This is a genomic window from Aureimonas altamirensis (genome assembly GCF_001463885.1).
In the GTDB taxonomy this organism is placed as follows: Bacteria; Pseudomonadota; Alphaproteobacteria; order Rhizobiales; family Rhizobiaceae; genus Aureimonas; species Aureimonas altamirensis.
In genome coordinates, this window is record NZ_BBWQ01000011.1 from 93,759 (window position 1) to 120,406 (window position 26,648).

General features: G+C 65.5%; 24 protein-coding genes. 19 read left to right on the forward strand and 5 right to left on the reverse strand.

Annotated elements, in window-relative coordinates; genetic code table 11:
• Positions 1 to 137: 137 nt before the first annotated feature.
• Both trxB and AUL31_RS08150 read left to right on the forward strand, forming a co-directional pair.
• Positions 138 to 1,115, forward strand: a complete 978-nt coding sequence (gene trxB / locus AUL31_RS08145; RefSeq protein ID WP_060604233.1) for a thioredoxin-disulfide reductase — start codon at positions 138 to 140, stop codon at positions 1,113 to 1,115.
• A 39-nt stretch (positions 1,116 to 1,154) separates the two neighbouring features.
• A complete protein-coding gene (locus AUL31_RS08150) occupies positions 1,155 to 2,051 on the forward strand; it encodes a LysR family transcriptional regulator (protein WP_060604236.1) in 897 nt (298 codons plus the stop codon).
• 291 nt (positions 2,052 to 2,342) lie between these two features.
• Here the strand turns inward: AUL31_RS08150 and AUL31_RS08155 are convergent, their stop codons facing one another.
• Positions 2,343 to 3,545 carry a pyridoxal phosphate-dependent aminotransferase gene (locus AUL31_RS08155; protein WP_060604240.1) on the reverse strand — a complete coding sequence of 401 codons (1,203 nt, stop codon included), beginning with the start codon at positions 3,543 to 3,545 and terminating at the stop codon, positions 2,343 to 2,345.
• Positions 3,546 to 3,752: 207 nt separating this feature from the next.
• Between AUL31_RS08155 and AUL31_RS08160 the strand changes: the two genes are divergently transcribed.
• On the forward strand, positions 3,753 to 4,367 hold the full coding sequence (locus AUL31_RS08160) for a glutathione S-transferase family protein (RefSeq protein ID WP_060604243.1): 615 nt from the start codon (positions 3,753 to 3,755) through the stop codon (positions 4,365 to 4,367).
• Between the two features lie 32 nt (positions 4,368 to 4,399).
• Here AUL31_RS08160 and AUL31_RS08165 read toward each other — a convergent pair whose 3' ends face one another.
• Positions 4,400 to 4,837, reverse strand: a complete 438-nt coding sequence (locus AUL31_RS08165) for a PRC-barrel domain-containing protein (RefSeq protein WP_060604246.1) — start codon at positions 4,835 to 4,837, stop codon at positions 4,400 to 4,402.
• 134 nt (positions 4,838 to 4,971) lie between these two features.
• On the opposite strand from AUL31_RS08165, the gene AUL31_RS08170 reads away from it, so the two are divergent.
• From AUL31_RS08170 to uvrB, 9 genes are all read left to right on the forward strand, one after another.
• Positions 4,972 to 5,865 (forward strand): DMT family transporter, encoded by an 894-nt coding sequence (locus tag AUL31_RS08170; RefSeq protein ID WP_060604251.1) that lies wholly within the window; start codon positions 4,972 to 4,974, stop codon positions 5,863 to 5,865.
• 62 nt (positions 5,866 to 5,927) lie between these two features.
• Positions 5,928 to 6,323 (forward strand): acyl-CoA thioesterase, encoded by a 396-nt coding sequence (locus tag AUL31_RS08175; RefSeq protein WP_060604255.1) that lies wholly within the window; start codon positions 5,928 to 5,930, stop codon positions 6,321 to 6,323.
• Positions 6,324 to 6,519: 196 nt separating this feature from the next.
• On the forward strand, positions 6,520 to 8,667 hold the full coding sequence (locus AUL31_RS08180; RefSeq protein ID WP_060604258.1) for a TonB-dependent siderophore receptor: 2,148 nt from the start codon (positions 6,520 to 6,522) through the stop codon (positions 8,665 to 8,667).
• Between the two features lie 14 nt (positions 8,668 to 8,681).
• Positions 8,682 to 9,680 (forward strand): iron-siderophore ABC transporter substrate-binding protein, encoded by a 999-nt coding sequence (locus AUL31_RS08185; protein ID WP_060604261.1) that lies wholly within the window; start codon positions 8,682 to 8,684, stop codon positions 9,678 to 9,680.
• Complete coding sequence (locus AUL31_RS20275) at positions 9,677 to 10,720, forward strand: FecCD family ABC transporter permease (protein ID WP_060604264.1); 1,044 nt, start codon at positions 9,677 to 9,679, stop codon at positions 10,718 to 10,720. Before AUL31_RS08185 ends, AUL31_RS20275 begins: the two co-directional genes overlap by 4 nt.
• A gap of 62 nt (positions 10,721 to 10,782) precedes the next feature.
• Positions 10,783 to 11,751: a FecCD family ABC transporter permease gene (locus AUL31_RS20280; RefSeq protein WP_409359957.1), complete on the forward strand. Its 969-nt coding sequence runs from the start codon at positions 10,783 to 10,785 to the stop codon at positions 11,749 to 11,751.
• A complete protein-coding gene (locus tag AUL31_RS08200; RefSeq protein ID WP_060604271.1) occupies positions 11,748 to 12,587 on the forward strand; it encodes an ABC transporter ATP-binding protein in 840 nt (279 codons plus the stop codon). Before AUL31_RS20280 ends, AUL31_RS08200 begins: the two co-directional genes overlap by 4 nt.
• Positions 12,584 to 13,645: a siderophore-interacting protein gene (locus AUL31_RS08205; RefSeq protein ID WP_060604274.1), complete on the forward strand. Its 1,062-nt coding sequence runs from the start codon at positions 12,584 to 12,586 to the stop codon at positions 13,643 to 13,645. The genes AUL31_RS08200 and AUL31_RS08205 overlap by 4 nt, the downstream gene beginning before the upstream one ends.
• 204 nt (positions 13,646 to 13,849) lie before the next feature.
• On the forward strand, positions 13,850 to 16,690 hold the full coding sequence (gene uvrB / locus AUL31_RS08210; RefSeq protein WP_060605243.1) for an excinuclease ABC subunit UvrB: 2,841 nt from the start codon (positions 13,850 to 13,852) through the stop codon (positions 16,688 to 16,690).
• Between the two features lie 24 nt (positions 16,691 to 16,714).
• Here uvrB and AUL31_RS08215 read toward each other — a convergent pair whose 3' ends face one another.
• On the reverse strand, positions 16,715 to 17,086 hold the full coding sequence (locus tag AUL31_RS08215) for a hypothetical protein (protein ID WP_060604278.1): 372 nt from the start codon (positions 17,084 to 17,086) through the stop codon (positions 16,715 to 16,717).
• A 515-nt stretch (positions 17,087 to 17,601) separates the two neighbouring features.
• Between AUL31_RS08215 and AUL31_RS08220 the strand changes: the two genes are divergently transcribed.
• Positions 17,602 to 17,817 (forward strand): cold-shock protein, encoded by a 216-nt coding sequence (locus AUL31_RS08220; protein WP_039188609.1) that lies wholly within the window; start codon positions 17,602 to 17,604, stop codon positions 17,815 to 17,817.
• Between the two features lie 119 nt (positions 17,818 to 17,936).
• Here AUL31_RS08220 and AUL31_RS08225 read toward each other — a convergent pair whose 3' ends face one another.
• Both AUL31_RS08225 and AUL31_RS08230 read right to left on the reverse strand, forming a co-directional pair.
• Entirely contained in the window at positions 17,937 to 18,581 is a 645-nt protein-coding gene (locus AUL31_RS08225; RefSeq protein ID WP_060604281.1) for an MBL fold metallo-hydrolase, read from the reverse strand.
• Positions 18,582 to 18,716: 135 nt separating this feature from the next.
• Positions 18,717 to 19,643 carry a branched-chain amino acid aminotransferase gene (locus tag AUL31_RS08230; protein WP_409359958.1) on the reverse strand — a complete coding sequence of 309 codons (927 nt, stop codon included), beginning with the start codon at positions 19,641 to 19,643 and terminating at the stop codon, positions 18,717 to 18,719.
• Positions 19,644 to 19,860: 217 nt separating this feature from the next.
• On the opposite strand from AUL31_RS08230, the gene AUL31_RS08235 reads away from it, so the two are divergent.
• The 6 genes from AUL31_RS08235 (at position 19,861) to AUL31_RS08260 (ending at position 26,645) form a co-directional block, all read left to right on the forward strand.
• Positions 19,861 to 20,397 (forward strand): MarR family winged helix-turn-helix transcriptional regulator, encoded by a 537-nt coding sequence (locus tag AUL31_RS08235; RefSeq protein ID WP_060604288.1) that lies wholly within the window; start codon positions 19,861 to 19,863, stop codon positions 20,395 to 20,397.
• Positions 20,394 to 21,119 carry a response regulator gene (locus tag AUL31_RS08240; protein ID WP_060604292.1) on the forward strand — a complete coding sequence of 242 codons (726 nt, stop codon included), beginning with the start codon at positions 20,394 to 20,396 and terminating at the stop codon, positions 21,117 to 21,119. Before AUL31_RS08235 ends, AUL31_RS08240 begins: the two co-directional genes overlap by 4 nt.
• A 119-nt stretch (positions 21,120 to 21,238) precedes the next feature.
• Entirely contained in the window at positions 21,239 to 22,555 is a 1,317-nt protein-coding gene (locus AUL31_RS08245; RefSeq protein WP_060605246.1) for an ATP-binding protein, read from the forward strand.
• Positions 22,556 to 22,621: 66 nt separating this feature from the next.
• Positions 22,622 to 23,134, forward strand: coding sequence for an RNA polymerase sigma factor (locus tag AUL31_RS08250; RefSeq protein WP_060604297.1), 513 nt, complete (start codon positions 22,622 to 22,624; stop codon positions 23,132 to 23,134).
• Positions 23,135 to 23,138: 4 nt separating this feature from the next.
• Positions 23,139 to 24,065: a FecR family protein gene (locus AUL31_RS08255; RefSeq protein WP_060604300.1), complete on the forward strand. Its 927-nt coding sequence runs from the start codon at positions 23,139 to 23,141 to the stop codon at positions 24,063 to 24,065.
• Positions 24,066 to 24,176: 111 nt separating this feature from the next.
• Positions 24,177 to 26,645, forward strand: a complete 2,469-nt coding sequence (locus AUL31_RS08260) for a TonB-dependent siderophore receptor (protein ID WP_244489350.1) — start codon at positions 24,177 to 24,179, stop codon at positions 26,643 to 26,645.
• The last annotated feature ends 3 nt before the right edge of the window (positions 26,646 to 26,648 follow it).

Sequence of the window (26,648 nt, forward strand, 5' to 3'; positions counted from 1 at the left end):
GGGCTGCTGCCCGCCCCGCAAAGCCCTGTGGCTTTCTCGCCACCCCTTGTTGTGTCGCCCCTGCACGTCCTCTATTGAAAGATAATGTGCCGCAAGCCACTTGCGGAACACCGAGGCATCAACACGGAATCAGCGCCATGACCGTCGAGCGTCACGCCGAAGTTCTCATCGTCGGCTCCGGGCCGGCCGGCTATACCGCCGCCATCTATGCGGCGCGCGCCATGCTGAAGCCGCTGATGGTTGCCGGGCTTCAGGAAGGCGGGCAGCTTACCATCACGTCCGACGTCGAGAACTATCCGGGTTTTGCCGACCCGATCCAGGGCCCCTGGCTGATGGAGCAGATGAAGGCGCAGGCCCTCGCCATGGGCACGGAAATGGCAGCCGACCTGATCGTCGAAGCCGACCTGTCCGCGCGGCCGTTCCGCCTGCGTGGCGACGGCGGCGTCGTCTACACGGCCGACGCGCTGATCATCGCTACCGGCGCACAGGCGCGCTGGCTGGGCCTCGACACCGAGGCCGAGTTCCAGGGCTTCGGCGTTTCGGCATGCGCCACCTGCGACGGCTTCTTCTACCGCGGCAAGGATGTCGTGGTGGTGGGCGGCGGCAATACGGCGGTCGAGGAAGCGCTCTATCTGTCCCACATCGCGCGCAGCGTCACTGTGGTTCACCGGCGCAACGCCTTCCGGGCAGAGCGCATCATGCAGGATCGCCTGCTGGCGCGCGATAACGTCTCCGTCGTCTGGAATGCCGAGATCGCCGACGTGGTGGGCATCAAGCACCCGATGAAGCAGGTGACCGGCGTCCGGCTGCGCGACGTCGTCACCGGGGAGATCTCCGAGCGGTCGACCGACGGCGTCTTCATCGCCATCGGCCATGCGCCGGCAACCGAACTCTTCTCGGGCCAGTTGCGCACCAAGCCGGGCGGCTATCTCTGGGTGGAGCCTGGCACCACGCAGACATCGGTCGAGGGTGTCTATGCGGCAGGCGACGTTGCCGACGACGTCTACCGCCAGGCGGTAACGGCGGCCGGGCTCGGCTGCATGGCCGCCTTGGAGGCCGAGCGTTGGCTGGCGGCGCGCACCGATGCCCCTGCCGAGCGGCAGGCAGCGGAATAAAGGGCACCGGCAAACCTTACGAGAAAGCGGGACGGATCGATGGCGCTTGACTGGGACAAGCTGCGCATATTCCACGCAGCGGCGGAGGCCGGCTCCTTCACCCATGCCGCCAACGCGCTGAACCTCAGCCAGTCGGCGATCAGCCGGCAGGTCGCCGCCCTCGAACAGGAGATCGGCGCCCCTCTCTTCCACCGCCATGCACGCGGCCTCGTGCTGTCCGAGCAGGGCGAAATCCTGTTCCGCACCGCGACGGATGTGCTCAAGCAGCTCGAAACCGTCCGCATGCAACTGACCGAAACGCGCGAGAAGCCCAGCGGCCGGCTGCGCGTCACCACCACGGTCGGCCTCGGCTCCGGCTGGCTCACCCACCGCGCGCAGGAGTTCCTCGAGCTGTATCCCGAGCTCGAATTGCAGCTCGTGTTCGACAACGAGGAAATTGACCTGACCATGCGCAAGGCGGATTGCGCCATCCGCCTGCGCCAGCCCCAGCAGCCGGACCTGATCCAGCGCCGCCTGTTTACCGTGCATCTGCATGTCTATGCCGCGCCCAGCTACCTGCAACGCTATGGCCGGCCCGAAACCATCGCCGATCTCGACCGCCACCGCCTGATCACCTTCGGCGAGCCGGCGCCGCTTTATCTGCGCAATCTCAACACGCTGGAAACCGTGGGTCTGCCGGAAGGCATGACGCGCCCGGCCGTGCTGCAGATCAACAATCTCATGGCGATCAAGTCCGCTATCGAGCGCGGCATCGGCCTGGCGCTCCTGCCCGACTACATGATCGACAAGGACTCCAAGCTGGTACAGGTGCTGCCCGAGATGGAGATGCCGGCCTTCGACACCTATCTCTGCTATCCGGAACAGTTGCGTGATGCCGCCAAGCTCAAGGTGTTCCGCGACTTCCTGATTGCCAAGGCGCGCACCTGGGCCTTCTAGGCCGCATCGCGCACGCTTTGGAGCATGCCATGCAAATGTGCATGGCTGGCATGTGCAATCGGCTCTGGTTGTTCGAGCGCGACCCGCTATTTTGATAATCAGTCGCGGCCGGGGAATACCTCCTCCCATTCCTCCGCCCGACCGTTTCCTCCCAGGGTTGCCATATGCAGCCCTTTGATTTAGCCGGGTTTTCGAACCCGGCTTTTTTTTGCCCTGTCGTCCGCATCGCCCACGAAAAAGCCCGCGCTGAATGACGCGGGCTCGGGGTCGCGTTCGCGATGAGGCTGGTGCTTACCGCAGGCTGGAGCAGAAGCGCTGGATGCGCTTGCATGCCTCTTCCAGCAGGGCTTCCGAAGTTGCATAGGAAATCCGGAAATTCGGACCGAGGCCGAAGGCCGAACCGTGCACGACGGCGACGCCTTCCTGCTCCAGAAGCGCGGTGACGAAATCCTCGTCCGTCTCGATGCGCTTGCCGCCTTCCGTCGTCTTGCCGATCAGCCCGGCGCAGGACGGGTAGACGTAGAACGCGCCTTCCGGCGTCGGGCACTGGATGCCGGTCGCCTGGTTGAGCATCGATACGACGAGATCGCGCCGGCCCTGGAAGATCGTCCGGTTGCTGGCGATGAAGTCCTGCGGGCCCGTCAGCGCCTCGACGGCGGCCCATTGTGCGATGGAACAGGCGCCGGACGTCTGCTGGCCCTGGATCATGTCCATGGCCTTGATGAGGTTCAGTGGCCCACCGGCATAGCCGATGCGCCATCCCGTCATGGCATAGGCCTTGGACACGCCGTTGATCGTCAACGTGCGGTCGTAGAGGCGCGGCTCCACCTGTGCCGGCGTGGCGAAGGTGAAGTCGCCGTAGACGAGATGCTCATACATGTCGTCGGTCATGACCCAGACATGCTCATGGCGCAGCAGCACGTCCGTCAGCGCCTTCACCTCGTCATGCGTATAGGCGCCGCCCGACGGGTTGGAGGGCGAGTTGAACAGAAACCACTTGGTCTTCGGCGTGATCGCCTTTTCCAACGCCTCGGGCGTCAGTTTGAACCCGCTTTCCAGGCCGGTCTCGACGAAGACGGGCGTGCCGCCGCACAGAAGCACCATTTCCGGATAGCTGACCCAGTAAGGCGTCGGGATGACGACTTCGTCTCCGGGGTTGAGGGTCGCCATGAAGGCGTTGAACAGAACCTGCTTGCCGCCGGTGGAGACGATGGTCTGGGCCGGTGTGTAGTCCAGCCCGTTCTCGCGCTTGAACTTCTGCGAGATCGCCTCGCGAAGCTGCGGGATACCGGCGATAGGCGTGTACTTGGTCTCGCCCCGGTTGATCGCGTCGATCGCGGCGGCCTTGATGTTGTCGGGCGTATCGAAATCCGGTTCGCCCGCGCCGAGGCCGATGACGTCGACCCCCTTCGCTTTTAATTCCCGCGCCTTCTGCGAAACGGCGATGGTGGCGGAAGGCTTGACGCGGTCGAGCGCGGCGGCAAGGAAGGCCATGATCCTGATACTCCGGCGGTGATGGCATGGATAGTCTGGCTTGCGGGCCACACATAGAGCCGCCAAGCCTGCGGGCGCAACACGTTAATGGGCATCGCTGGCATCAATTAATGTGATGCGGTGCCGCGTCATTATGAATTTGCCGTCGAGCAGGCAGGGAAGATAGCGTCGAGCCGGAAACGACCATCTGGGATAAGGCACCGCACAATGCTGCGTATCTACGGAATGCTGGACAGCGGAAATTGCTACAAGCCGCGCCTGCTGATGGCGCTGACGGGCCGTCCGTTCGCCCATGTGGAGGTGTCGACGCGGGACGGGTCGACGCGGACGGAAACCTTCCTTGGGCGTAATCCCATCGGTCAGTGCCCGCTGCTGGAGCTGGAAGACGGTCGCTTCCTGGCGGAGTCCGGCGCGATCCTGAATTATCTGGGAGAGGGTACGGACTATGTTCCGCAAGACCCCTTTGACCGCGCCCGCATGCTGCAATGGATGTTCTTCGAGCAGAACCAGCACGAACCCGCCATTGCCGTACGGCGTGCCATGTCGGTGTATCCGGAGCGGAAGGCGGCGGCGACGGCCGAGCGGCTTCAGACAACGCTGGAAAGGGGTAACGCGGTTCTGGCGGTCATGGACCGTCAGCTCTCGGACAACCGCTTCTTCATCGGCGACCGGCCAAGCCTTGCCGATATCGCCCTGTATCCGTACACGAAGGATGCTCCGGAGGGTGGGTTCGATCTCGCCCCCTTCGGCAACGTCTCGGCGTGGCTGGAGCGGGTGGAGTCGCTGCCCGGCTACCGCCCGAAAGACTGGATGCCCGCCTGATGGCAGGCGAGCATCCGGAGGATTCCGTAACCTCAGTCGCGGCCGAGCACCATCGCGTCGACATCGACGTCGGCGGCAGCTTCGAGCTCTTCGCGGGTCAGCGTCGGTGCGTTGACGCGCAGGTCGCCGTCGGTGACCTGGATGTCGAGTGCGGACCAATCCACCAGAACTTCCTTCTCGCCGATGCCGAGGAAGCCGCCGACCTCGATCACGACTGCCGCGATCTGACCTTCGGTGTCGACGACGAAGTCCTCGATCTCGCCGATCTTGGCGCCATCGACGCCGTAGACATCCTCATCGTCCAGATCGTCGATCAGGAAATGCGCGGGCGCGGCGCCCTGCGTGACCGGAGGCAGCACAACGATGACCGGGTTGTCGGAGGCCGGCGCCGGCGTCGTGGCGGTGGTCTGCGCCATCGCGCTTCCGCTCATAAGGGCTGCAATGCTGGCGGCGATCAGGATGTTCTTCATAAATGCCTCTCTGTTCGTAAGCCGACCCCGGCGAATGCGCCGTCGGCCTGCGGGGTGCGAAAGGCGCCGGCACACGCTTTGGTTCCATTATTCCCGCTCACGGAGTTGAGATTTTCGTCTGACGGTTTCCCGGCATGTCCCGCGTAACCGCCAATCTTCTGCTGCTCTTCGCCGGCGCCGTGTGGGGCATGGGCTTCGTCGCGCAATCGACCGCCATGGAGAAGATCGGTCCCTGGTCCTACAACGGGTTGCGCTTCCTGATCGGCGGACTTGCGCTGCTGCCGCTCGTGCGGATGGAGGCGCTCCGCGCCGCTGCACCCCTGTCCGGGCGGCAGTGGCGCGGCTATGTCGCCATCGGCCTATTCCTGTTTGCCGGATCGATCCTGCAGCAGATCGGGATCGTCCATACCAGCGTCACCAATGCCGGTTTCCTGACCGGGCTTTATGTCGTGCTGACGCCGTTGCTGGCGCTGGCGCTGTTCCGCAACCGCCCGCATCCCGTCATCCTGATGGCGGCGCCCATGGCTTTCGCCGGCATCGTATTGACGGGCGGCGGGCATCTGGGGCCCCTGTCCGGCGGCGACATGCTGGTGATGGCAGGCGCCGTGTTCTGGGCGTTGCAGATCCTGTTCATCGGCCGCTTCGCACCCGGCTCCGGCCGCCCCTTCGCCCTGTCGGCGACGCAGTTTCTGGTTGCGGCCGGGCTTTCCTTCGTCGGCGCGCTCGTTCTCGAGGATACCGGCCTTTCGGAGATCGCCGCGGCGGCACCGGAAATCCTGTATGCGGGGCTGGTATCCGTCGCATTGGGCTTCACCGTGCAGGTGGTGGCCCAACAGCATACGACGGGGCCGCAGGCGGCCGTGATGCTGTCATCGGAAACGCTTTTCGCCGGCCTGTTCGGCGCGCTCATCCTTGGCGAGCGGCTTGGCCCGGTGGCCCTGGCCGGATGCGGGCTCATCTTCGCCGCGATGCTTCTGGTGGAAGTGGGTCCAACGGCGTGGCAGGCCCGTCGCCGCAGCGGAAATTGAACCCGCTGACACAGTCATGTATCTCGTTGGTCGGTACGGGGCCGCGAGGGGAGCGAACACGCATGAATCAGCAGGCGAGCGAGACGCCGACGGGTGAGTTGACGGTACGGGTGCCGGCGATGCCGGCCGACGCCAACGCGGCGGGCGATATCTTCGGCGGCTGGGTCATGTCGCAGATGGACCTGGCAGCCGGCATTCGCGGCGTCGAGCGCGCGCATGGCCGCGTCGCCACGGTTGCGGTGGACAAGCTGGTCTTCAACCGCCCCGTCAAGATCGGCGATACGTTGAACGTCTACACCGCCGTCGAGCGTGTCGGGCGCACCTCCATCCGGATCGAGGTGGAGGCCTGGGCACAGCGCTATCTGACGCGCGACCTCGTCAAGGTAACGGAAGGCGTCTTCACCATGGTCGCCCTGGATGGCGCCGGCAGCCCCACCCCGGTGCCCACCGAAGCGTGACCGATCCGGACGCACGCGGCACTGGCACACGGACGTAGCTGTCGCCCACCGGCAACACACGAACACCGAGGTTTACCGCCACGACCGTGACGGGCCGGAAATAACTTGACTCGATAGCTCATATTCATGCCTGACGGGAGCAGCCGAAGCGATCGCTGCGGCTTAGACATCCCAGTTCAGTATGAGTGACGCCCCCATGACGAGCCGATCGCTTCCCTCCCCTGCCCACGGTTTCCGGCTTCGCGCGCTCAGCGCCTCGCTTCTGGCCGGGTGCACGCTCCTGGCGGCCGCGCCCCAGGCCGCAAGCGCACAGGAGACGGCCCCTACCGCGCAGAATGGCGGCGCCATCGTGCTGGATACGATCGTCGTCGAGAACAATGACGGCAGCAGCATATTCGGCGGCGGATACTATAGCGGCCTGATCGTGCAGGAGACGACCGCCGGTGGCCGCATGCCGACCTCGATGCTGGAAACGCCGGCCTCAGTGTCCGTCATCACGCCGGAGGAGCTGGCCCTGCGCAACGCGAGCAGCGTCGAAGAGGCACTCGATTACACGGCGGGCGTATCCACCGGCTTCTACGGCTCCGACGACCGTTTCGATTTCGTCCGGATCCGCGGCCTGGATGCCTATGCCTTCCGCGACGGACTTCCGCTGGGCCTGCCCTTCGGCGCCCCGCGCGAAGAGATCTATGCCTTCGACAATATCGAGGTTCTGCGCGGCGCCAACTCCAGCGGCTTCGGCCTTGCCGCCCCCGGCGGGGCGATCAATTACATCACCAAGCGCCCACGGCGGGATACGTTCGGCGAAGTCTATGTGACGGGCGGCTCCTTCAACCACAAGGAGATCGGGTTCGACGGCGGCACCAATCTGACCGCCGACGACACGGTCTCGGTGCGCGTCACCGGCAAGCTGCAGGACGCCGACAAGGAATACGACTTCTCCAATGATGACGAGAAGTTCTTCCAGGGCGGCATCACATGGCGCCCCACGGCATTCACCAACCTCAGCATCGTCTACGATCACCTCTACATCGACAGCGTACCGGGCGGCGGCGGCCATCCGATCGGCTACGATTTCGGACGAAGCCAGTTCTTCGGCGAGCCGTCGTACAATTATCGCGGCACGCAGCGCGACACGGTCAGCCTTTTCTTCGACCATGATTTCGACAATGGCTTCTCGATCGCGTCGACGGCGCGCTACTCCAGCACGGACAGCGATTACGGCTATGCCTATATCGCCCGTTCGCCGGCGCCGGGCTCTTCCCTCGCGGGCCGCTCCTTCTTCGGCAACGACAGCGGGGCTGACGTCTTCGTGGGCGATGTCCACGGCCTTTACGAAACCACCTTCGAGAACATCAAGAGCCGCACACTCTTCGGCTTCGAGTATCGCGACGCATCGGGCGACAACGACACGCTGTTCGGGGCCGCGCCGTCCATCGATATACGCAACCCCATCTACACGGGCGGTCCGTCCTCCGTGCCCCTGCTCTCCAGCCAGCGCACCGACCAGCGCACGCGGGCCCTCTACGCCCAGGAAGAGCTGACCTTCTTCGACCGCCTGATCGCCACGGCGGGCATCCGCAACGACTGGCTCGATCTGGAGCAGACCAACAAGCTGACGGATGTCACCCTGTCCGACGACCTCAGCGAGACGACGGGCCGCTTCGGCCTGACCTACCTCGTGACCAACGAGTTCGCGGTGTTCGGCAGCTATTCGGAGTCGGTCGTGCCGGCCGCCATCGGCGTCGCGCCGGAGACGGGCGAGCAGTATGAAGTCGGTGTCAAGTACCAACCGGATGCCTTCCCCGGGCTCATCACCGCATCGATCTACGATCTGAAGCGCGACAACCTCACCCGCACCGACCCGATCACGCTGCAGCGCGTGCCGATCGGCGAGATCGAGGTGCGCGGCCTCGACATCGAAGCCAAGGCAGAGCTGCCGCACAACTTCAACCTCATCGGCAGCTACTCCTACCTGGACTCCGAGATCGTCGAAAACGGCACGCTCGGCAATGAAGGCAACCGGCCCGCCTTCGTGCCGGAGCACATCGCCTCTGCATTCCTGACCTACACGCTTCCGGCATCCGGATGGCGCGGCAACCTGACCTTCGGCGTCGGCGCCCGCTACGAGGGCCAGTACTACTTCGACGACGCCAATACGATCGGTGTCGGCGGCCATACGGAGTTCGACGCGGTGCTGGTGTACGAGATCGCCGAAAACGCCACTCTGCAGGCCAATGCGCGAAACCTGTTCGACAAGAAGTACGTCGCCTATGGCGGCTTCGGAGCCGATTTCTACAACACGGGGCAGGAGCTCGACGTGACCCTGCGTTACACGTGGTAAGGGCCGCCGCGACAATGAGAACGAAGCTGTATCGCCGGTTTTCGGCCGTCCTGCTGGTGCTTGCCGCCCTCGGTTGTGCGATGGCGGCGGCCAGGGCCGAACAGACCTACCCGATCGTCATCGAGCACGCGCTGGGAACGACCGTCATCGAACGGAAGCCGGAACGGGTTGCTGCCGTTTCCTGGGCCAATCACGAGGTGCCCCTGGCGCTCGGAGTCATCCCCGTCGGCTTTGCGCGCGCCAATTTCGGCGACGACGACGATGACGGGCTTCTGCCCTGGGTGGCCGAAAAGCTGGCCGAACTCGGCGGCCAGCCCCCCGCCATCTTCGACGAGGGCGACGGCATCGATTTCGAGGCCGTCGCGGCCAGCCGGCCGGACGTCATCCTGGCCGCCTATTCCGGGCTGAGCCAGGCGGATTACGACACCCTGTCCCAGATCGCCCCCGTGGTCGCCTATCCGCAGGCGCCGTGGGCCACGGATTGGCGCGAGATGATCCGGCTCAACAGCATGGGCATCGGCATGGAGACGCAGGGCGAAGAGCTGATCGCGCGGCTGGAGGCGGAGATATCCGAGACGACGGCGGCGTATCCGAAGCTTGCCGGCAAGACCGCGATGTTCGTGACGCACATCAATCCGCTCGATCTCAGTACCATCAATTTCTATACGGCCAACGACACCCGCGTGAAGTTCTTCGAGGATCTCGGCCTTGCCTCTCCGAAAAGCGTTCGGGAGGCGTCGGCAAGCGGGCTGTTCTCCGGCTCGATCAGCGCCGAGCGCGTCGACCTTTTCGACGATGTCGATATCGTCGTCACCTATGGCGACCCTGCCGCCATCGAGCAGGTGAAGTCCAACGCCCTGATCGGAACGCTGCCGGCAATCCGCAACGGTGCCGTCATCGGCCTCGGGCGCGACCCCGTCGGAACGGCGGCCAATCCGACGCCGCTGTCCATATCGTGGGTGCTCAAGGATTACGTGCGGCTGCTGGCAGAGGCTGCCGCCAAGGCCGAATGACGCAAGGCGCCGGCCCCATCGCAAAGGTCGTACCGGTTCGACGGCAGTCGAACCGGCTGCGAAGCCTGTGCCTGCTCGGGGCGCTGATCGCGCTTTCCTTCGCCTGCGCGCTGTCGCTGGCGGTGGGCACCCGCGTGACGAGCTGGTCGGACGTCGCCACGGCGCTGTCCGGTGGCGGCGACGAGCTGCTTCGGGCGACGATCGATCTGCGCATCCCACGAACGCTGCTGGCCGTTCTGGCAGGGGCCGCACTTGCGCTGTCCGGCGCCGTGATGCAAGGCATGACGCGCAATCCCCTGGCCGATCCCGGCATTCTCGGCGTCAACACCGGCGCGACGCTGGCGGTCGTCATCGGTATTGTCTGGTTCGGCATGTCCACGCCTTACGAATTCGTATGGACCGCCATCCTGGGCGCCGCCGCCACGGCCGTCTTCGTCTACACCATAGGGTCGCTCGGGCGCGGCGGTGCCACGCCCCTCAAGCTGGCCCTGGCCGGCGCGGCCACGTCGATCGCGTTTTCCTCGCTGGTGATCGCCGTCATCCTTCCGCGCAACGATATCGCCGGCGGAATCCAGGCCTGGCAGATCGGCGGCGTCGGCGGCGCGACGATGGAGCGGACCCTGGCCATCCTGCCGATATTCGTTGCGGGTTTCGTCATCAGCCTGCTCTGCGCCCGCAAACTGAACCTTCTGGCCCTCGGCGACGATCTCGCCGCCGGGCTGGGCGAGCGGGTTGCGCTGGCGCGCATCGGCGCGGCCACCGGCGCGATACTGCTGTGCGGTGCGGCCACATCCCTGTGCGGGCCCATCGGCTTCGTCGGGCTTGTCGTCCCGCATGCTTGCAGATTGCTGGTCGGCATCGACCATCGCTGGCTGCTGCCGGCCTGCGCCATCGCGGGCGGGGCCCTTCTGACCGCGGCGGACATCATGGGGCGCATCCTTGCCCGGCCGGCGGAGCTGGACGTCGGCATCGTGACCGCGCTGATCGGCGCGCCGCTCTTCATCTGGATCGTCCGCCGCCGCCGGGTGCGCGAACTGTGAGCGCGGCAACCTCAACCACGATCGCCGCCATCCGCAGCGGGCAGGCACGGCGCCGGCTTGGCCTGCGGGCGTTTCTCGTCTCCCTTCTTGCCGTCATCTTCGCGCTGTCGCTGATGTTCGGCCAATCCTACGTGCCGGCAGGCGACGTCGTCCGCGTGCTGATGGGCGAGCCCGTCGCCGGGGTCGGCTTCACCGTGGGCACCTTGCGTCTGCCGCGCGCCGTGCTGTCTCTTCTTGCCGGTCTCAGCTTCGGCCTCGCCGGGGTCGCCTTCCAGTTGATGCTGCGCAATCCGCTGGCCAGTCCGGACATTATCGGCATCAGTTCGGGCGCAAGTGCCGCCGCGGTCTTTTCCATCGTCGTCCTGGCGCTCAGCGGGCCCGTCGTCTCGCTCATGGCCGTTCTGGCCGGGCTCGCCGTCGCGCTGCTGATCTACCTTCTGTCGATCCGCAACGGGCAGGCCGGAACCCGCCTGATCCTGATCGGCATCGGCATTTCCGCGATGGTGCAGAGTTTCATCGCCTATCTGCTGCTCCACGCCCCGGAATGGAGCCGCCAGGAAGCGATCCGTTGGCTGACGGGCAGCGTCAACGGCGCCAGGCTGGACCAGGCGCTGCCGCTTCTGGCCGCCCTGATCCTGTTCGGGACGCTGCTCCTGTCCCGCACGCGCGACCTCGAGGCGCTGCGCATGGGCGACGATATGGCCGCCGCCCTCGGCACGCGCGTTTCCGCAACGCGGATCGTGGTGATGATCTCGGCAGTCGGCATGATCGCGGTCGCCACGGCAGTGACGGGGCCGATCGCCTTCGTCTCGTTCCTGGCCGGCCCCATCGCGGCGCGGATCGCCGGGTCCAACGGCTCGCTGCTGGTACCCTCGGCGCTGGTCGGCGCGATCCTTGTTCTGGCGGGCGATTTCTGCGGCCAGTACCTGTTGCCGAGCCGCCTGCCTGTCGGCGTCGTGACGGGCGCCCTCGGAGCGCCCTATCTGCTCTATCTCATCATTCGCACCAATCGTACGGGGAGATCGCTGTGACGGATCGTGGATTGACCGTCAGCCAACTCGTGGCGGGCTATGGAGGCGCAACCATACTCCATGGGCTGGACCTTGCGATCGCAGCGGGCCGGGTCACCGCGATCGTCGGGGCAAACGCCTGCGGCAAGTCGACCTTGCTGCGCGCCGCGTCCCGCCTGCTGCGCCCGCAGGGCGGGCATGTCCTGCTGGACGGCAAGGATATCCACGCGACGGCCCCGCGCGAGCTTGCACGCAGGCTGGGCCTGCTTCCGCAATCGCCGATCGCGCCGGAGGGCATCACCGTGCTCGATCTCGTCGGCCGTGGCCGCAACCCCCATATGGGCCTCCTGTCCCGATGGAGCCGGGCCGACGAAGATGCCGTGACGGCGGCGCTGGAAGCCACCAAAACCATGGAGCTCGCGGAACGCCCCGTCGACGAACTTTCGGGTGGACAGCGCCAGAGAGTGTGGATCGCCATGGCATTGGCGCAGCAGACCGACGTGCTTCTGCTGGACGAGCCGACCACCTTCCTGGATATCCGCCATCAGGTCGAGGTTCTCGACCTTCTCATCGACCTCAATGAGAAACGGGGCACGACCATCGTCATGGTGCTGCACGATCTCAACCTGGCGTCACGCTATTGCGACGCGCTCATCGCCATGGCAGACGGGCGCCTGCACGCCATGGGTCCGCCCGAGGCCGTGCTGACGGAAGCGATGGTGCACCATGTGTTCGGCATCCACAGCCGCATCGTCGCGGATCCGCTTTCGGGCCGGCCCATGATGCTGCCCATCGGCCGCCACCGCATGACACCGGCCCCCGTGCCGGACCAATCCACCCGGGAGAGCGACGCATGAGTGGACATTTCGCCTTCAGGCTTGCCGGCGCGGCGACGCCGGCCGATGGCCGGCGCATGCTCGATGAAGTCTGCGACCATTTCGTCGAGCATGCGGAGGTGCGGCGTGTCGGCGATACCGCCACACTGACGGACGAGCTTGGATCGACGGTGCTTCGCCTTGTGGGCGAACGCATCGAGATCGAGCTGGCCTCTCCGTCGCAGGCCGAGCTGGACCTCAGCCGCAACCACCTGGCCGAGCACATGTTCTATTTCGCCGGTGCGGAACCGCTGGACCTGACCTGGCGGGCGCCCCCACCGCAGGGGGTGATTGCGAACCTCCATGAAGCCACGGTCGTCGCCGCTTATGACGTCACCCGCAACATGCGCCGTGTGGTCTTCCGGTGCGCCGATATCGAGCCCTTCCTGCACGGCGATATCCATGTTCGATTGCTGATTCCCGCCCGTGGCCGCGAACCCGTCTGGCCGGGCTACCGCGCAGACGGCCGGGTCGATTGGCCCGAGGGCGAGGATGCGCCCGTGGTTCGCGCCTACACGATCCGCGCGGTGGATGCGGCGCGCTGCGAGCTGTCCATCGACTTCCTGCAGCATCCATCCTCCCACGGCCCCACGCCGGGAGCGGATTTCGCCCGCGATGCCAAAGCGGGCGAGCGTGTCGCCCTGCTGGGTCCGGGCAGCGGCGGCATACCCCGCGCGCAGTCGATCCTGCTTGCCGGCGACGAAAGTGCGCTGCCGGCCATCGCGCGGATCGTGGAGGAACTGCCCCCCGGCGCGTCCGCAAGAGCGATCATCGAAGTGGAAGATGCCGGCGAAGAGCGGTATCTGCCGCGCATCGAGGGGCTGGACGTGACCTGGCTGCATCGCAGCGGCTACGCGCCGGACGAGGGCGGCAGGCTCGGCCAGGCCATCGGCGCGGCCATCGAAAACATGTCGGGCGATACGTTTGTCTTCGTGGCCTGCGAAAAGCAGGATGTCCGCTCTGTTCGCACGCTCCTGAAGCGTCGTGGCCACGCGCGCGGGAACATGTATGTGGCCTGGTACTGGGAGCGCCAGGCTTAGGGCCGGACCGTGCCCGCCGCCGCCATACACGCGGCGGCGGCCGCAGTCGAATGCCATCCCCCATACGCAGAACCCAAGGGAGATCGCCTCTCAATCCCCGCAAACTCAAGCGGACGAGTGCCACTGTAGGGCGTGTTTGGTAAGCGAAAGATGAAGATCATCGCAGGCCTTTTCACGACCGTGGCAACGGCCCATATTCCCGCCATGGCCGACTCCAAGAAACCCTCCCCGCGTCGCTCGCCGACGCTCGACTTTTCGGACGCATCCGAGCCGCTGAACAAGCCCGGCGGCATGCGCGAGGCGCCGCAGCCAAACTGGGATGCCACCCCCTACCAGGGGGCGGTGTCCGGCTGGGCGGATGCCATCGCCGAGCAGTTGGAGGAGACGGCGGAGAAAGCCGCCGACACATCCGGCGAAAAGCCGGCCAAGGCCGGCTCGAAGGGCGGCAAGGGCAAAAAGAGCGACGGCAAGGCCAGTTCCGGGCGCACGGCGCGCGGTACGTCCATGGGCGGCACGGCGGACCCCAAGGCGCGCGCGCGCGCCGGGCTCAACCCCGTGGCCGGCATGGATATCAGCCTGGAGGACGCCGCCGCCCTGCCGGAGAGCGGCGTCACCGCCACGGTGGAGGCGCTGACGCGCCTGATCTCCGAGGGCAACCCGCTGTTGAAGAACGGCGAGATCTGGGTGCCGCACCGGCCGCATCGGCCAGAAAAATCGGAGGGTGGGCACAATTTCCGCATCGCCTCCGACTACACGCCGAAGGGCGACCAGCCGCAGGCCATCGAGGATCTCGTATCGGGCATTTCCGATACGGAGCAGACACAGGTTCTGCTGGGCGTGACGGGCTCCGGCAAGACCTTCACCGTTGCCAACGTCATCGAGCGCACGCAGCGGCCGGCGCTCATCCTTGCGCCGAACAAGACGCTGGCGGCGCAACTCTACGGCGAGTTCAAGAACTTCTTTCCGGACAACGCCGTCGAGTATTTCGTTTCCTATTACGACTACTATCAGCCGGAAGCCTATGTGCCCCGGTCGGACACCTATATCGAGAAGGAAAGCTCCATCAACGAGCAGATCGACCGGATGCGCCACGCGGCCACCCGGGCGCTTCTGGAGCGGGACGACGTCATCATCGTCGCGTCCGTCTCGTGCATCTACGGTATCGGCTCGGTCGAGACCTATACCGCCATGACCTTCCAGATGACGGTGGGCGACCGGCTCGACCAGCGCCAGCTTCTGGCCGATCTCGTTGCCCAGCAGTACAAGCGCCGCGACATGGACTTCCAGCGCGGCTCGTTCCGGGTGCGGGGCGACACGATCGAGATCTTCCCCGCCCACTTGGAGGATCGCGCCTGGCGTATCTCGCTGTTCGGGGACGAGATCGAGAGCATCGCCGAGTTCGATCCGCTGACGGGCAGCAAGACCGACGATTTGAAAAGCGTGAAGATCTACGCCAACTCGCACTATGTGACGCCGCGCCCGACGCTGCAGCAGGCGGTCAAGTCGATCAAGGAAGAGTTGCGCCATCGGCTGGTGGAGTTGAACCGCGCCGGCCGGTTGCTGGAGGCGCAGCGGCTGGAGCAGCGCGTCAACTACGATATCGAGATGATCGAGGCGACGGGGTCGTGCAACGGCATCGAGAACTACTCGCGCTATTTGACGGGGCGCCAGCCCGGCCATCCGCCGCCGACGCTGTTCGAGTACCTGCCGGACAATGCCCTCGTCTTCATCGACGAAAGCCATGTCACCGTGCCGCAGATCGGCGCGATGTACCGTGGCGACTTCCGCCGCAAGGCGACGCTGGCCGAGTACGGCTTCCGCCTGCCATCCTGCATGGACAACCGGCCACTCCGTTTCGAGGAGTGGAATGCCATGCGCCCACAGACCGTGGCGGTGTCGGCAACCCCGAGCGCATGGGAACTGGAGCAATCGGGTGGCGTCTTCGCCGAACAGGTGATCCGCCCCACCGGCCTGACCGACCCGCCGGTGGAAATCCGCCCGGCGCGCAGCCAGGTGGACGATCTGATCGGCGAAATCCGCGAGACGGTGGGTAACGGCTACCGCGTTCTCTGCACCGTGCTGACGAAGCGCATGGCCGAGGACCTTACGGAATATCTGCACGAGCAGGGAATCCGCGTCCGCTACATGCATTCGGATATCGACACGCTGGAGCGGATCGAGATCATCCGCGATCTGCGGCTTGGCACCTTCGACGTGCTGGTCGGCATCAATCTGCTGCGTGAGGGGCTGGACATCCCGGAATGCGGATTGGTCGCCATCCTGGACGCCGACAAGGAAGGTTTCCTGCGGTCCGAGACGTCGCTGATCCAGACCATTGGCCGCGCCGCGCGCAATGTTGACGGCCGGGTGATCCTGTATGCCGACAGGATGACCGGCTCCATGGAGCGCGCCATCGCGGAAACGGACCGCCGCCGCGAGAAGCAGGAAGCCTACAACAAGGCCAACGGCATCACGCCCGAAAGCGTCAAGGCGAAGATCGCCGATATCCTCGATTCCTATTACGAAAAAGACCACGTGCGGGTGGATACCGGGCCGAACGCCCGGGAAGGCGCCCTGGTCGGCTCCAACCTCAAGAGCCATCTGGAGCATCTGGAAAAGGAGATGCGGGACTCGGCGGCCGATCTCGACTTCGAACGGGCGGCGCGGCTGCGCGACGAAATCAAGCGCCTTCAGGCAACCGAGCTGGCCATCGCGGACGACCCGCTGGCGCGCGATATATCGGACGCCGAAGGCGGCAAGCGGCGCGGCAGATCGAAGGCGCCGGCCAACCCGCGCTTCGGCCCACGCGGAGAACCGCTGGCGCCGCGCGGCGAAGCCGGCGGATCGCTGTTCCGCAAGAATACGCTGGATGAGATGACTGTCGGCCGGACCGAAAAGCCGGTCGGTGGCGCGGCGCCGGCAAAGCCGGAGGGCGATGCGCGTCCGATCCGCCGGGAGCGGATCGGTGTGGGCTCCTATGAGGACCCGGGCGACGAGAAGCGGCGCAAGCGCCGCCCCGGCAAGACAGGCCGACCGGGGCAGTAGGCAAAGCGGGCGTTCAGCGGCGGCCTAGTTGCCGGTCGCCGGCTGCGGATCGAGCGGTATGCCGAAGCCGGACTGGCCCGTTCCGGGCACCGACCCATCATTGGTCACGGCCGAGCCGGACAGGCTCGGAGCGGCCACGCCCTGCGCGCCGATGCCGTTCTGCAGGCCGCCAGGCCCGGAAATGCCGGACGTGTCCGGCGCGGAAGAGCTGCCCATACCGACCCCGGGAAGCGCTCCCGTGCCCAGGACATTGTCCACCGGCGCGCTGCCGCCGACCGGCGTGCCCGTCTGCATCGAGGGCTCCATGTCCTGCTGCATGGCAGGCGCCTGTGCATGGGCAGCGCCCACCGAAGCGATAAACGTGGTGGCGAGGGCGGCGGCAATGAGGTGTCTCATCGTCCAAACTCCTTGACTTAACTCTTGTCGCGAACGTCTGCGTCCACGAAGGGATGCCCCCAATCTGGGACTCAAGAGCGTCGGGAAAAGGGTGAGACCCTCAATCGGCCCTCCGGCCGGCATTTCGACTTAGGATGTCATTCCTCCGCAAGCGCCGCACGGACCGGTTTGAAGATGCCCGGCAGCAGCGAACACAGGTGACAGGCGTCACCATTTGCAGATTAGTTCGCTTCACATACATTTGCGAAGCAGGTCCGCATCGACCACTGGACCTGCTACTTTTTGAGCAGTCATGCACAAAAGTTTTGCTTGCAAAGTCTTTGATTGGCATTCACAAAAGTGACGTTCGGGCAATTTTGCGAACACGGGTAATGGACGAATTGCGTATCGGGGGCGCATTCCCCGAGCGGCCCGCTTATGCGGCCTGCGATGTATCGGCTCCTTTTCCTCGCATCAAGACTTGCCTGCCATGCCCGCAAGGGCGACACGAATAGCCTTAGGAAAAGGGTTCCAGCATGGCTCAGACCGGCACGGTCAAATTCTTCAACACCGAAAAAGGCTTCGGCTTCATCAAGCCCGACAATGGCGGTGCGGACATCTTCGTCCATATCTCCGCCGTTCAGGCTTCGGGCCTGTCCGGCCTCGTGGAGAACCAGAAGGTTTCCTACGACATGGAGCCGGACAAGCGCGGGAAAGGCCCCAAGGCCGTCAACCTGCAGGCCGACGACTGACACTCTTCGGATCGCGGCTCAGCGCGATGTCATGACAGGATCGGGCGGGTCCGCGACGACCCGGCCGCTCCCGCAACTCACCCCTGATCATATCCTGGCTCCGCGGTTGGTACGGCCGATCAGCGGATGAAGGGGTTCGTCAGCCTTTCCTGGCCCAGGCGCCCGCCGGGGCCATGCCCGCATATGAAGCCGACATCGTCGCCCAACGGCAGGATGCGTGTGCGGATGGTATCGATAAGGGTCGCGTGGTCGCCACCGGGAAGGTCCGTGCGGCCGATCGAGCCGGCAAAGATCACATCTCCCGCATGCAGGAACCTGGCTTCCGGCTGAAAGAAGACGACGTGCCCCGGTGAATGGCCGGGTGCGTGGATAACTTCGAAGCGGTGCGGCCCGATGGCCAGCGCATCGCCATCCACCAGCCAGCGATCCGGCGTCGCGTTGCGGTAACCGGCCCCGACCCCGAACATCGCCGCCTGATCCTCGATCCGCTGCATGAGGAATTCGTCGGCGCGATGCGGGCCGACGATGTCGATACCCGCCAACCGCTCCTTCAGGTCCATCGCGCCGCCCGCATGGTCGATATGGCCATGCGTCAACCAGATCGCCTCGATGGCGACGCCGGCCTTTTCGATCGCCGCCACGATGTCATCCACATCGCCGCCCGGATCCACGACCACGCCGCGCTTTTCCTCCACGTCGAACAGGATGCAGCAATTCTGCTGGAACGGCGTGACGGGGACGATCTCGGCCGCAAGTCTGGTCATGTCGCATGGTCTCCGCGATACAGATGGTTCAGGACGGTGAACATGGAAACGGGGCGGCCAACGGCCACCCCGCCTCCCGATCCGGCCTTTTCGCGCGCTGCAAACCAGACCCTGGCCTGCCTCGCAACCGCTGCCCTATTCGGCGGCGAGCCGCTTGGGCTGAACTTCGGCCATGTAGTCTTCCACAAGCTGACGGGTGATCGTGCCCGGGGTAAAGCGATAGGGCCCGATCTCCGCGACCGGCGTCACCTCGGCGGCAGTGCCGCACAGGAACGCCTCGCTGAAACCTTCCAGCTCTTCCGGCTGGATCGCCCGCACCTGAACCTCGAGCCCGCGGCGCTTGGCAAGATCGATGACCGTGCGGCGCGTGATCCCGTCCAGGAAGCAATCCGGCGTCGGCGTGTGCACCACGCCGTCCTTGACGAAGAAGATGTTGGCGCCGGTCGCCTCGGCGACCTGCCCCCGCCAGTCCAGCATGAGGGCATCGGCATAGCCCTTGGCCTCGGCCGCATGCTTGGAGATGGTGCAGATCATGTACAGGCCGGCCGCCTTGGACTTGGACGGCGCGGTGCGCGGATCGGGCCGCCGATACTCTGCGATGTCGAGCCGGATGCCCTTCATGCGCTGCTCGGGGTCGAAGTAGCTCGGCCACTGCCAGATCGAGATGGCGAGGTTGATACGGTTCTTCTGGGCGGCAACGCCCATCGATTCCGACCCACGCCAGGCGATGGGGCGCACATAGGCGTCGCTGAAGCCCTGGCGCCGCAGAAGCTCGTTGCAGGCCGCGTCGATCTCGTCCGCGCCATAGGGCACGGTGAAGCCGAGGATTCGGCCGGACTCGATCAGCCGCTCCGTATGCTCGCGCAGCTTGAAGATTTCGCCGCCATAGGCGCGCTCGCCCTCGAATACGGCGCTGGCATAGTGCAGGCCATGCGTCAGTACGTGGACCTTGGCATCCTTCCAGTCGACGAATTCGCCATTGAACCAGATCTGTCCGTCCATTTGATCGAATGGAACGCTCATTTTTCTCCCCTCGCCCTGCGGGCGGCCTTTCCTGTCCATTGCATTGTCTGGCAAAGAGGATATCCGGTTTGCCGCTTGGCAATGCGCCACATCATAGCAGCCGCGGAACGGCGGCTCATGCCTCCCGGGGACTTGTCCCCGGGCCGACCTTATCGGGGTTCGACCGGCATGACGAGTGTTTCCACGTTGCGGTGTTGCGTGTAACAATAACGTCAGGATACGTCAACAATGCTGACCTATTTTTGCGGATTTTACCTTGCTTGACCTGACGGACCCTCCTGCCGACCCGACCGATATCGAGCGGGAAGCGCTGCCCACGACCGGCTCGGTCGACTTTCGGCTCATCGAGCTGTTCTTCTTCGCCTATCGCGAATTCACCGCCGATGCCGACGAGCTTCTGGCGCAATACGGCTTCGGGCGGGCGCATCATCGCATCCTGCATTTCGTGAACCGCGCCCCAGGCATGACCATCGCCGAAATCCTGGACCTTCTGCAGATCACCAAGCAGTCGCTGTCGCGGGTCTTGCGCCAGCTCGTGGAGGAGGGTTTCATCGCCATCCTGCCCGGCGACGACGACCGCCGCCAGCGGCTCCTGTTTCCGACGGCGCGCGGCCGCGAGCTGACACTGGAACTGTCGCGGGCGCAGGCGCGGCGCATTGACCTGGCCATGGCCGGCACCGGACAGCGCCATTCCGATTCCATCCACCGTTTCCTGCGGCTGATGGGGCAGGACGGGGAAGCGACGCGCGAATGGTTTGCCCGGCAGGGCATTGTGGAGGATGAACGTCGATGAGCCATGTCCAGCCCGCCGCTGCGGTCGACGGCCGCAAGCCCGACGACGATGCCCCGCATATCCTGGTCATCGACGACGACAGGCGCATTCGCGGCCTTCTGTCGCGATTCCTGTCCGAGCACGGGTTCCGGGTCTCGGTGGCCGCGGACGCCGCAGAGGCCCGGCGCATCCTGGGCGGGCTCGATTTCGACCTTCTGGTGGTGGACGTGATGATGCCCGGGGAAAGCGGGCTCGATCTCGTCCGCAGCTTTTCGGCGACGCGCGAAACCCCCATCCTGATGCTGACGGCACTGTCCGAGACGGAAGAGCGGATCAACGGGCTGGAGGCCGGCGCGGACGACTACCTGCCGAAGCCCTTCGACCCGCGCGAGCTTCTGCTGCGCGTCAACAACATCCTGCGCCGGGGAGCGCCTCCCCAGATCCACAAAGTGGAGAACGTGCGCTTCGGGCCCTTCACCTTCTCCCTGTCGCGGCGCGAGTTGAAGCGCGGCGCCGACCTGATCCGGCTGACCGACCGGGAGCAGGAAATCATGGCCCAGTTTGCCGCCAATGCCGGTGAAACCGTCCAGCGCCACGAATTGCTGGGCGGCGAGGGCGAAGTGGGCGAGCGCACCGTCGACGTGCAGATCAACAGGCTGCGGCGCAAGATCGAAAGCGATCCGGCCAATCCGCTCTGGCTGCAGACCGTGCGCGGCATCGGCTACCGGCTGAACGTCGATTGAACCTGCGCCCCTTCCCGGCGCTCAAGCGCCTTCTGCCGACCGGGCGCGCGTCATCATCCACCCGCTGGCGCATGCCGCGCCGGCCGCGATGGCTGCCGCGCCTGCGCGACCTGCCGGGAATGCGATGGCTGTCGCGGCGCACGCCGAAGGGTCTTTACGCCCGGTCGCTGATCATCATCATCGCGCCCATGGTCCTGTTGCAGGCGGTGGTTGCCTCCGTCTTCATGGAGCGTCACTGGGCGACGGTCACACAAAGGCTGTCCGCAGCGGTGGTGCAGGACATCGCGGCCGTCATCGATGTCATTGAAACCTTCCCGCAGGATCCCGATTTCACCGAGATCACCCGCATCGCGCGCGACAGTCTGGATCTCAACATCCTGGTGCTGCCGCCGGAGCCCCTGCCCGCCCCGGCGCCCAAGCCCTTCTTCAACATTCTGGACGGCGTCCTGTCGGAAGAGATCACCGCGCAGATCGGCCGGCCCTTCTGGATCGACACTGTGGGCGATTCCCGCCTTGTCGAAATCCGCATCCAGCTGGACAATCACATGCTGCGCGTCTTTGCGCGGCGCAACTCGGCCTATGCGTCCAACACCCATATCTTCATCGTCTGGATGGTCGGCACCTCTTTGGTGCTGATCCTGATCGCGGTTCTGTTCCTGCGGAACCAGATCCGGCCCATCCAGCAGCTTGCATCGGCCGCCGAAGGCTTTGGCCGCGGGCAGCCGCTGCCGCCGGATTTCCGGCTGCGGGGTGCCCAGGAGGTGCGCAAGGCGGCGCTTGCCTTCATCCAGATGCGCGACCGCATCGAACGGCAGATCGAGCAGCGCACCCAGATGCTGAACGGCGTCAGCCACGACCTTCGCACCGTGCTTACACGGTTCCGCCTGCAGCTCACCTTCTTTGCCGATGGCGAGGACCGCCGCGAGCTGGAGCGCGACGTAGACGAGATGCAGCGCATGCTGGAAGGTTATCTTGCCTTCGCGCGCGGCGAAGCCGGCGAGGAAGTCGGCGTCCTCGATCTGGAATCGATCCTCGCCCGCTTCGAGACGGAAGCCGCGATGAAGGGCAAGAGCCTGATCGCCACCATCGAGGGCGACCCGACGATCCTGGTGCGGCCGGACAGTTTCACGCGGGCCATCGGCAATCTGGTCGCCAATGCGTTGCGCCATGCCGGCCATGTCGAGGTGACGGCCCGGCACGAGGGCCGATGGCTGACGGTCACGGTTGAGGACGACGGACCGGGTATCGCACCGGACGACCGCGAGGAAGCCTTCAAACCCTTCGTCCGCCTGGACACCGCGCGCAACATCGACGATGGCGGAACGGGGCTTGGCCTGGCCATCGCACGCGATATCGCCCGCAGCCATGGCGGCGACATCCTCCTGTCGGAGTCGGCGCTCGGCGGCCTGCGCGCCATGATCCGGATACCCGCATAGACGCTGTTTGCAGTCAAAGTGGATTTATGCAATCAGGTTTTCCCAAGGGACATTCCGGGGACCATCATGGCGGCACGCGCCATCGCCAACGAGCTTCTGGCCGATTACCTGACGCACTGGCACAGCCTGGCCAGCCGGCTGCAGCGCCGTGTCGGCAGCCGGGACCTTGCCGAAGACGCCATGCAGGAAACCTATATCCGGCTGTGCGACATGGGTGGCGCCGCCGTGCAGGACCGGCAGGCGATGATCCTGCGCATCGCCGCCAACATCGCCATCGACCTCGTCCGGCGCGAGCGGCGCCACACCGACAGGACGATTTCGGACGATGAAGCGCTCAACGCCGTGGCGGACATGGCGCCTTCGGCCGAAACATGCCTGATCGACAGGCAATCGCTGGAAGCGCTGGCGCGCGCGCTGGCCGCCCTGCCCCCCAAACCGCGCACGGCGCTGCTGCTGGCCCGCTGCCATGGCTGGACGCATGCCCGCATTGCCGCGCGCCTCGGCGTATCGGAAAGCATGGTGGCCAAGTATCTGGTGCAGGCGCTCTGCCGCTGCCGTGATGCCTGCGACAGGGTGTGACCGCATGCCCGCCGGCCGCACCGACGAGGACCTGAAGCTCAGTGACGAGGCCATCGCCTGGGTGGTCCGCCTGAACTCCGGCACCGCGACGCAGCAGGACCGGGCCGCCTATCTGCGCTGGCGCGCTGAAAGCCCCCGGCACGAGAATGCCGCCATCGAAGCCGAAAGCCTTTGGCACGGCGTCGGTGTGGCGGTGGGCCGCAAGCCGAGCGCCGCCCTTGTAAACCGGCGCGCTCTGCTGGCCTTCGGCGCGGTCGGCCTTGCCGGACTGTCCGCCGCCTATGTGTCGATGCCGTCCACGGAGCGCGGCATGCGGCTGGCGACGGCCACGGGCGAGCGCCGCAGCTTCCGCCTTCAGGACGGCAGTTCGCTGTCGCTCAATGCGTCGTCCCGGGCCCTTGTGGATTTTCGTCCGGATGCCCGCCGCGTCACGCTGGAGAACGGGCAGGCGATCTTCGATGTCGCCCGCGATCCGGTCCGCCCCTTTCGGGTTACGGCGGGCGGCGGCGAGATCGTCGCGCTTGGAACGCGCTTCGACGTCGACATGCGCAAAAGCGGCGTTGCGGTGACAGTGCTGGGCGGGGCGGTCGAGATCACACAGGCGCCGGGAAGCGCGACGCAACTGGAGGCGGGGCAGCAGATCCTGTTCGGGGACGATATCGGGCTGGCCCGGCCACGGCCCGCCGACGCGGAAGACGCAGCCGCCTGGCAGAGCGGCCGTCTCGTTTTTGCGGAGCGGCCGCTATCCGATATCGTGGCGGCCATCGCGCGCTACCGGCGCCGGCCTCTGTTCATCGCCAGTTCCCGCCTGGGCGGTCTGCGGTTGACGGGCGCCTTCGACCTCGACGATACGGACAAGGTGCTGACGGCCATGACCGAGACGCTCCCCGTTAAGGTCGCAGACCTGCCCTTCGCGACGGTCATCTACTGATCTTCAAAAAAATCTGCCAAGCGGACTGCAAGATCGGGCCGGCCGCTTCGTCCTTGTTTTGAGAGCCCGTGCGTGGGGATGCGCGGGCCATGCGACTGGGGACGAACAGCGATGTCTTTCGATAGGATGAGCCTGCGCCTGACGGCGGCTGGCCTGATGGTGATGCTGGCGGTTCAGACGGCCGGGGCGCAGGAGCGCGATTACCGGATCGCGGCGCAGCCGCTGGGCAGCGCACTGACGCAGTTTGCCCGGGAAAGCGGGCTGCGGCTGCTTTTCGCCTCCGATATCGCGGCGGGCCAGACGACATCCGGCGCGCGCGGCGCGCTGACCGATGCGCAGGCGCTCGATGCCCTGCTGGCGGGTACGACGCTGACCTATGATTTCACCTCGGATGGAACGGTCACCATCCGTCCTGTCGACGCGTCGGCGGCATCGTCCGATGCGCCGGTGGAAGGGGGCGCCATTGCGCTGGACGCCATCGTGGTGACCGGCACCCGAACGCCGCAGCAGATCAGCGAGACGGCGCGCACCATCTATGTCGTCGACGGCGAGAAGATCGCGACGCTCAGCCGATCCGGCATGAACCTGCAGCAGATCCTGGGCATGGAGATCCCCAGTCTCGATGCGTCCAGCCGCGGCACCCGCACCAATTTCGGGCAGAATCTGCGGGGCCGGGGTGCACTGGTGCTGATCGACGGCATCTCGCTCAACTCGGCACGCTCGGTCAGCCGGCAGTTCGATGCCATCGACCCGTTCAACATAGCCCGTATCGAGGTTCTGTCCGGCGCCTCGGCCATCTATGGCGGCAACGCCACGGGCGGCATCATCAACATCATTACCCGCAAGGGCAAGGATGCCGATTATGGCCTGCATGGAGAGGTCGTCGGCGGGGCCGAAACCGGCTTCCGTGGCAAGGACGACTTCGACGGCAAGGCATCCGGCGCCATCACCTGGCGCAACGACAGCGTCGACATGCGCATCTCGGCCACCGGCGGCAAGACTGGCGCCTACTACGACGGCGCGGGGCAGTTGCTGATCCCCGACATCACCCAGACCTCGACCCAGTACAACCGGCTGGGAGATTTCTTCGGCAATGTCGGTGTCCAGATCGACGAGAACCAGCGCGCGGAGCTGACCGGGCAGTACTACGACTCGACCCAGAACAGCCGGACCGGCCTGTATTTCGGCCAGAATTTCGCCGGCCTGCGCGGACGCCCGGACCTGATCGAGGCGCGCTTCGGCTATCGCTCGGACCTCGACCCCGCATCTCGCCGCAAGATGGTGAACGGCACCTACACGCACGACGACCTATTGGGCCAGAAGCTGATGCTGCAGGGCTTCTATCGGTCCGAGGAACTCGACTTCAACCCGTTCCCCTACGGCAGCTATGTCTCGGGCTCCAGCCAGAATACGGATTTCTACGGCTTCAAGGGCGCGATGATCGCCGAGCCCCTCGACGGGTTGACGCTGACCTACGGCGTCGACGGTGACAAGGATGTCTTCACCTCGCGCAACACGATCTTCGACACCGCCATCGCCAACTCCAGCGGCGGCATGGTGCTGCAGGAGACCGACGTGGTGGGGCGCTATCCGAAGATCGAGGTATCGACGCTGTCGGGCTTCGCCCAGGCCAGCTACAAGGCCACGGATCGGCTGACGCTGAACGGCGGCTGGCGCTACCAGTATGTCGATACGAAGGTGGGCGATTTCGTCGCCTCCAACCAGCAGGTCGCGATCGCGCTCGGCCAGGCGGACTCCGCCGATGCCGTTCCCGGCGGCTCGGTTGATTATGACGCGCACCTGTTCAATGCCGGCGCCGCCTTCCAGATCACCGATGCGTCCCAGCTCTACGGCAATTTCTCGCAAGGCTTCGAGTTGCCCGACCCGGCCAAGTATTACGGCCAGGGCTCCTATCGTCGTGTGGGCCGGCATTTCCAGCTTCTGAACGGGGTTACCGTCGCCGACTCCGCCCTCCAGGAAGTACAGACCAACAGTTTCGAGCTCGGCTACCGTTACAATGACGGCTTCCTGTCGGCCAATGTCGCGGCCTACTACTCGCTGTCCGACAAGACCATAACCTACGACCGGCAGACATTCCTGATTTCGCTGGTCGACCAGGACCGGCGGGTCTACGGCATCGAAGCCGAGGTGACCGCGCAGCTTCCCTACAGTTTCGAACTCGGCCTCAACGGCCATTACACCCGCAACGAAACCAAGGACGACGGACGCTGGATCAAGGACGTGGTCACCTATGCCAGCCCTTCCAAGGTGGGCGGCCATGTCGGTTGGCGCAACGAGGCCTTGTCGCTACGCCTCGACGGCCAGCATCTGTTCGACCTGTCGGACGATCAGGGCGACAGGCTGAACGGGTATACGCTGTTCGACCTGACGGGCGCCTACGAATTCGCCAAATATGACATGACGTTGAATTTCGGCATCCTGAACCTCTTCGACAAGGACTACACGACCCTGTGGGGCCAGCGGGCGCAGATCTTCTATTCCAGCCTCGCCGACGAACAGGCCTTCGACTACAAGGGCCGGGGCCGCACCTTCGCCCTGTCCATGACCAAGCGGTTCTGACGG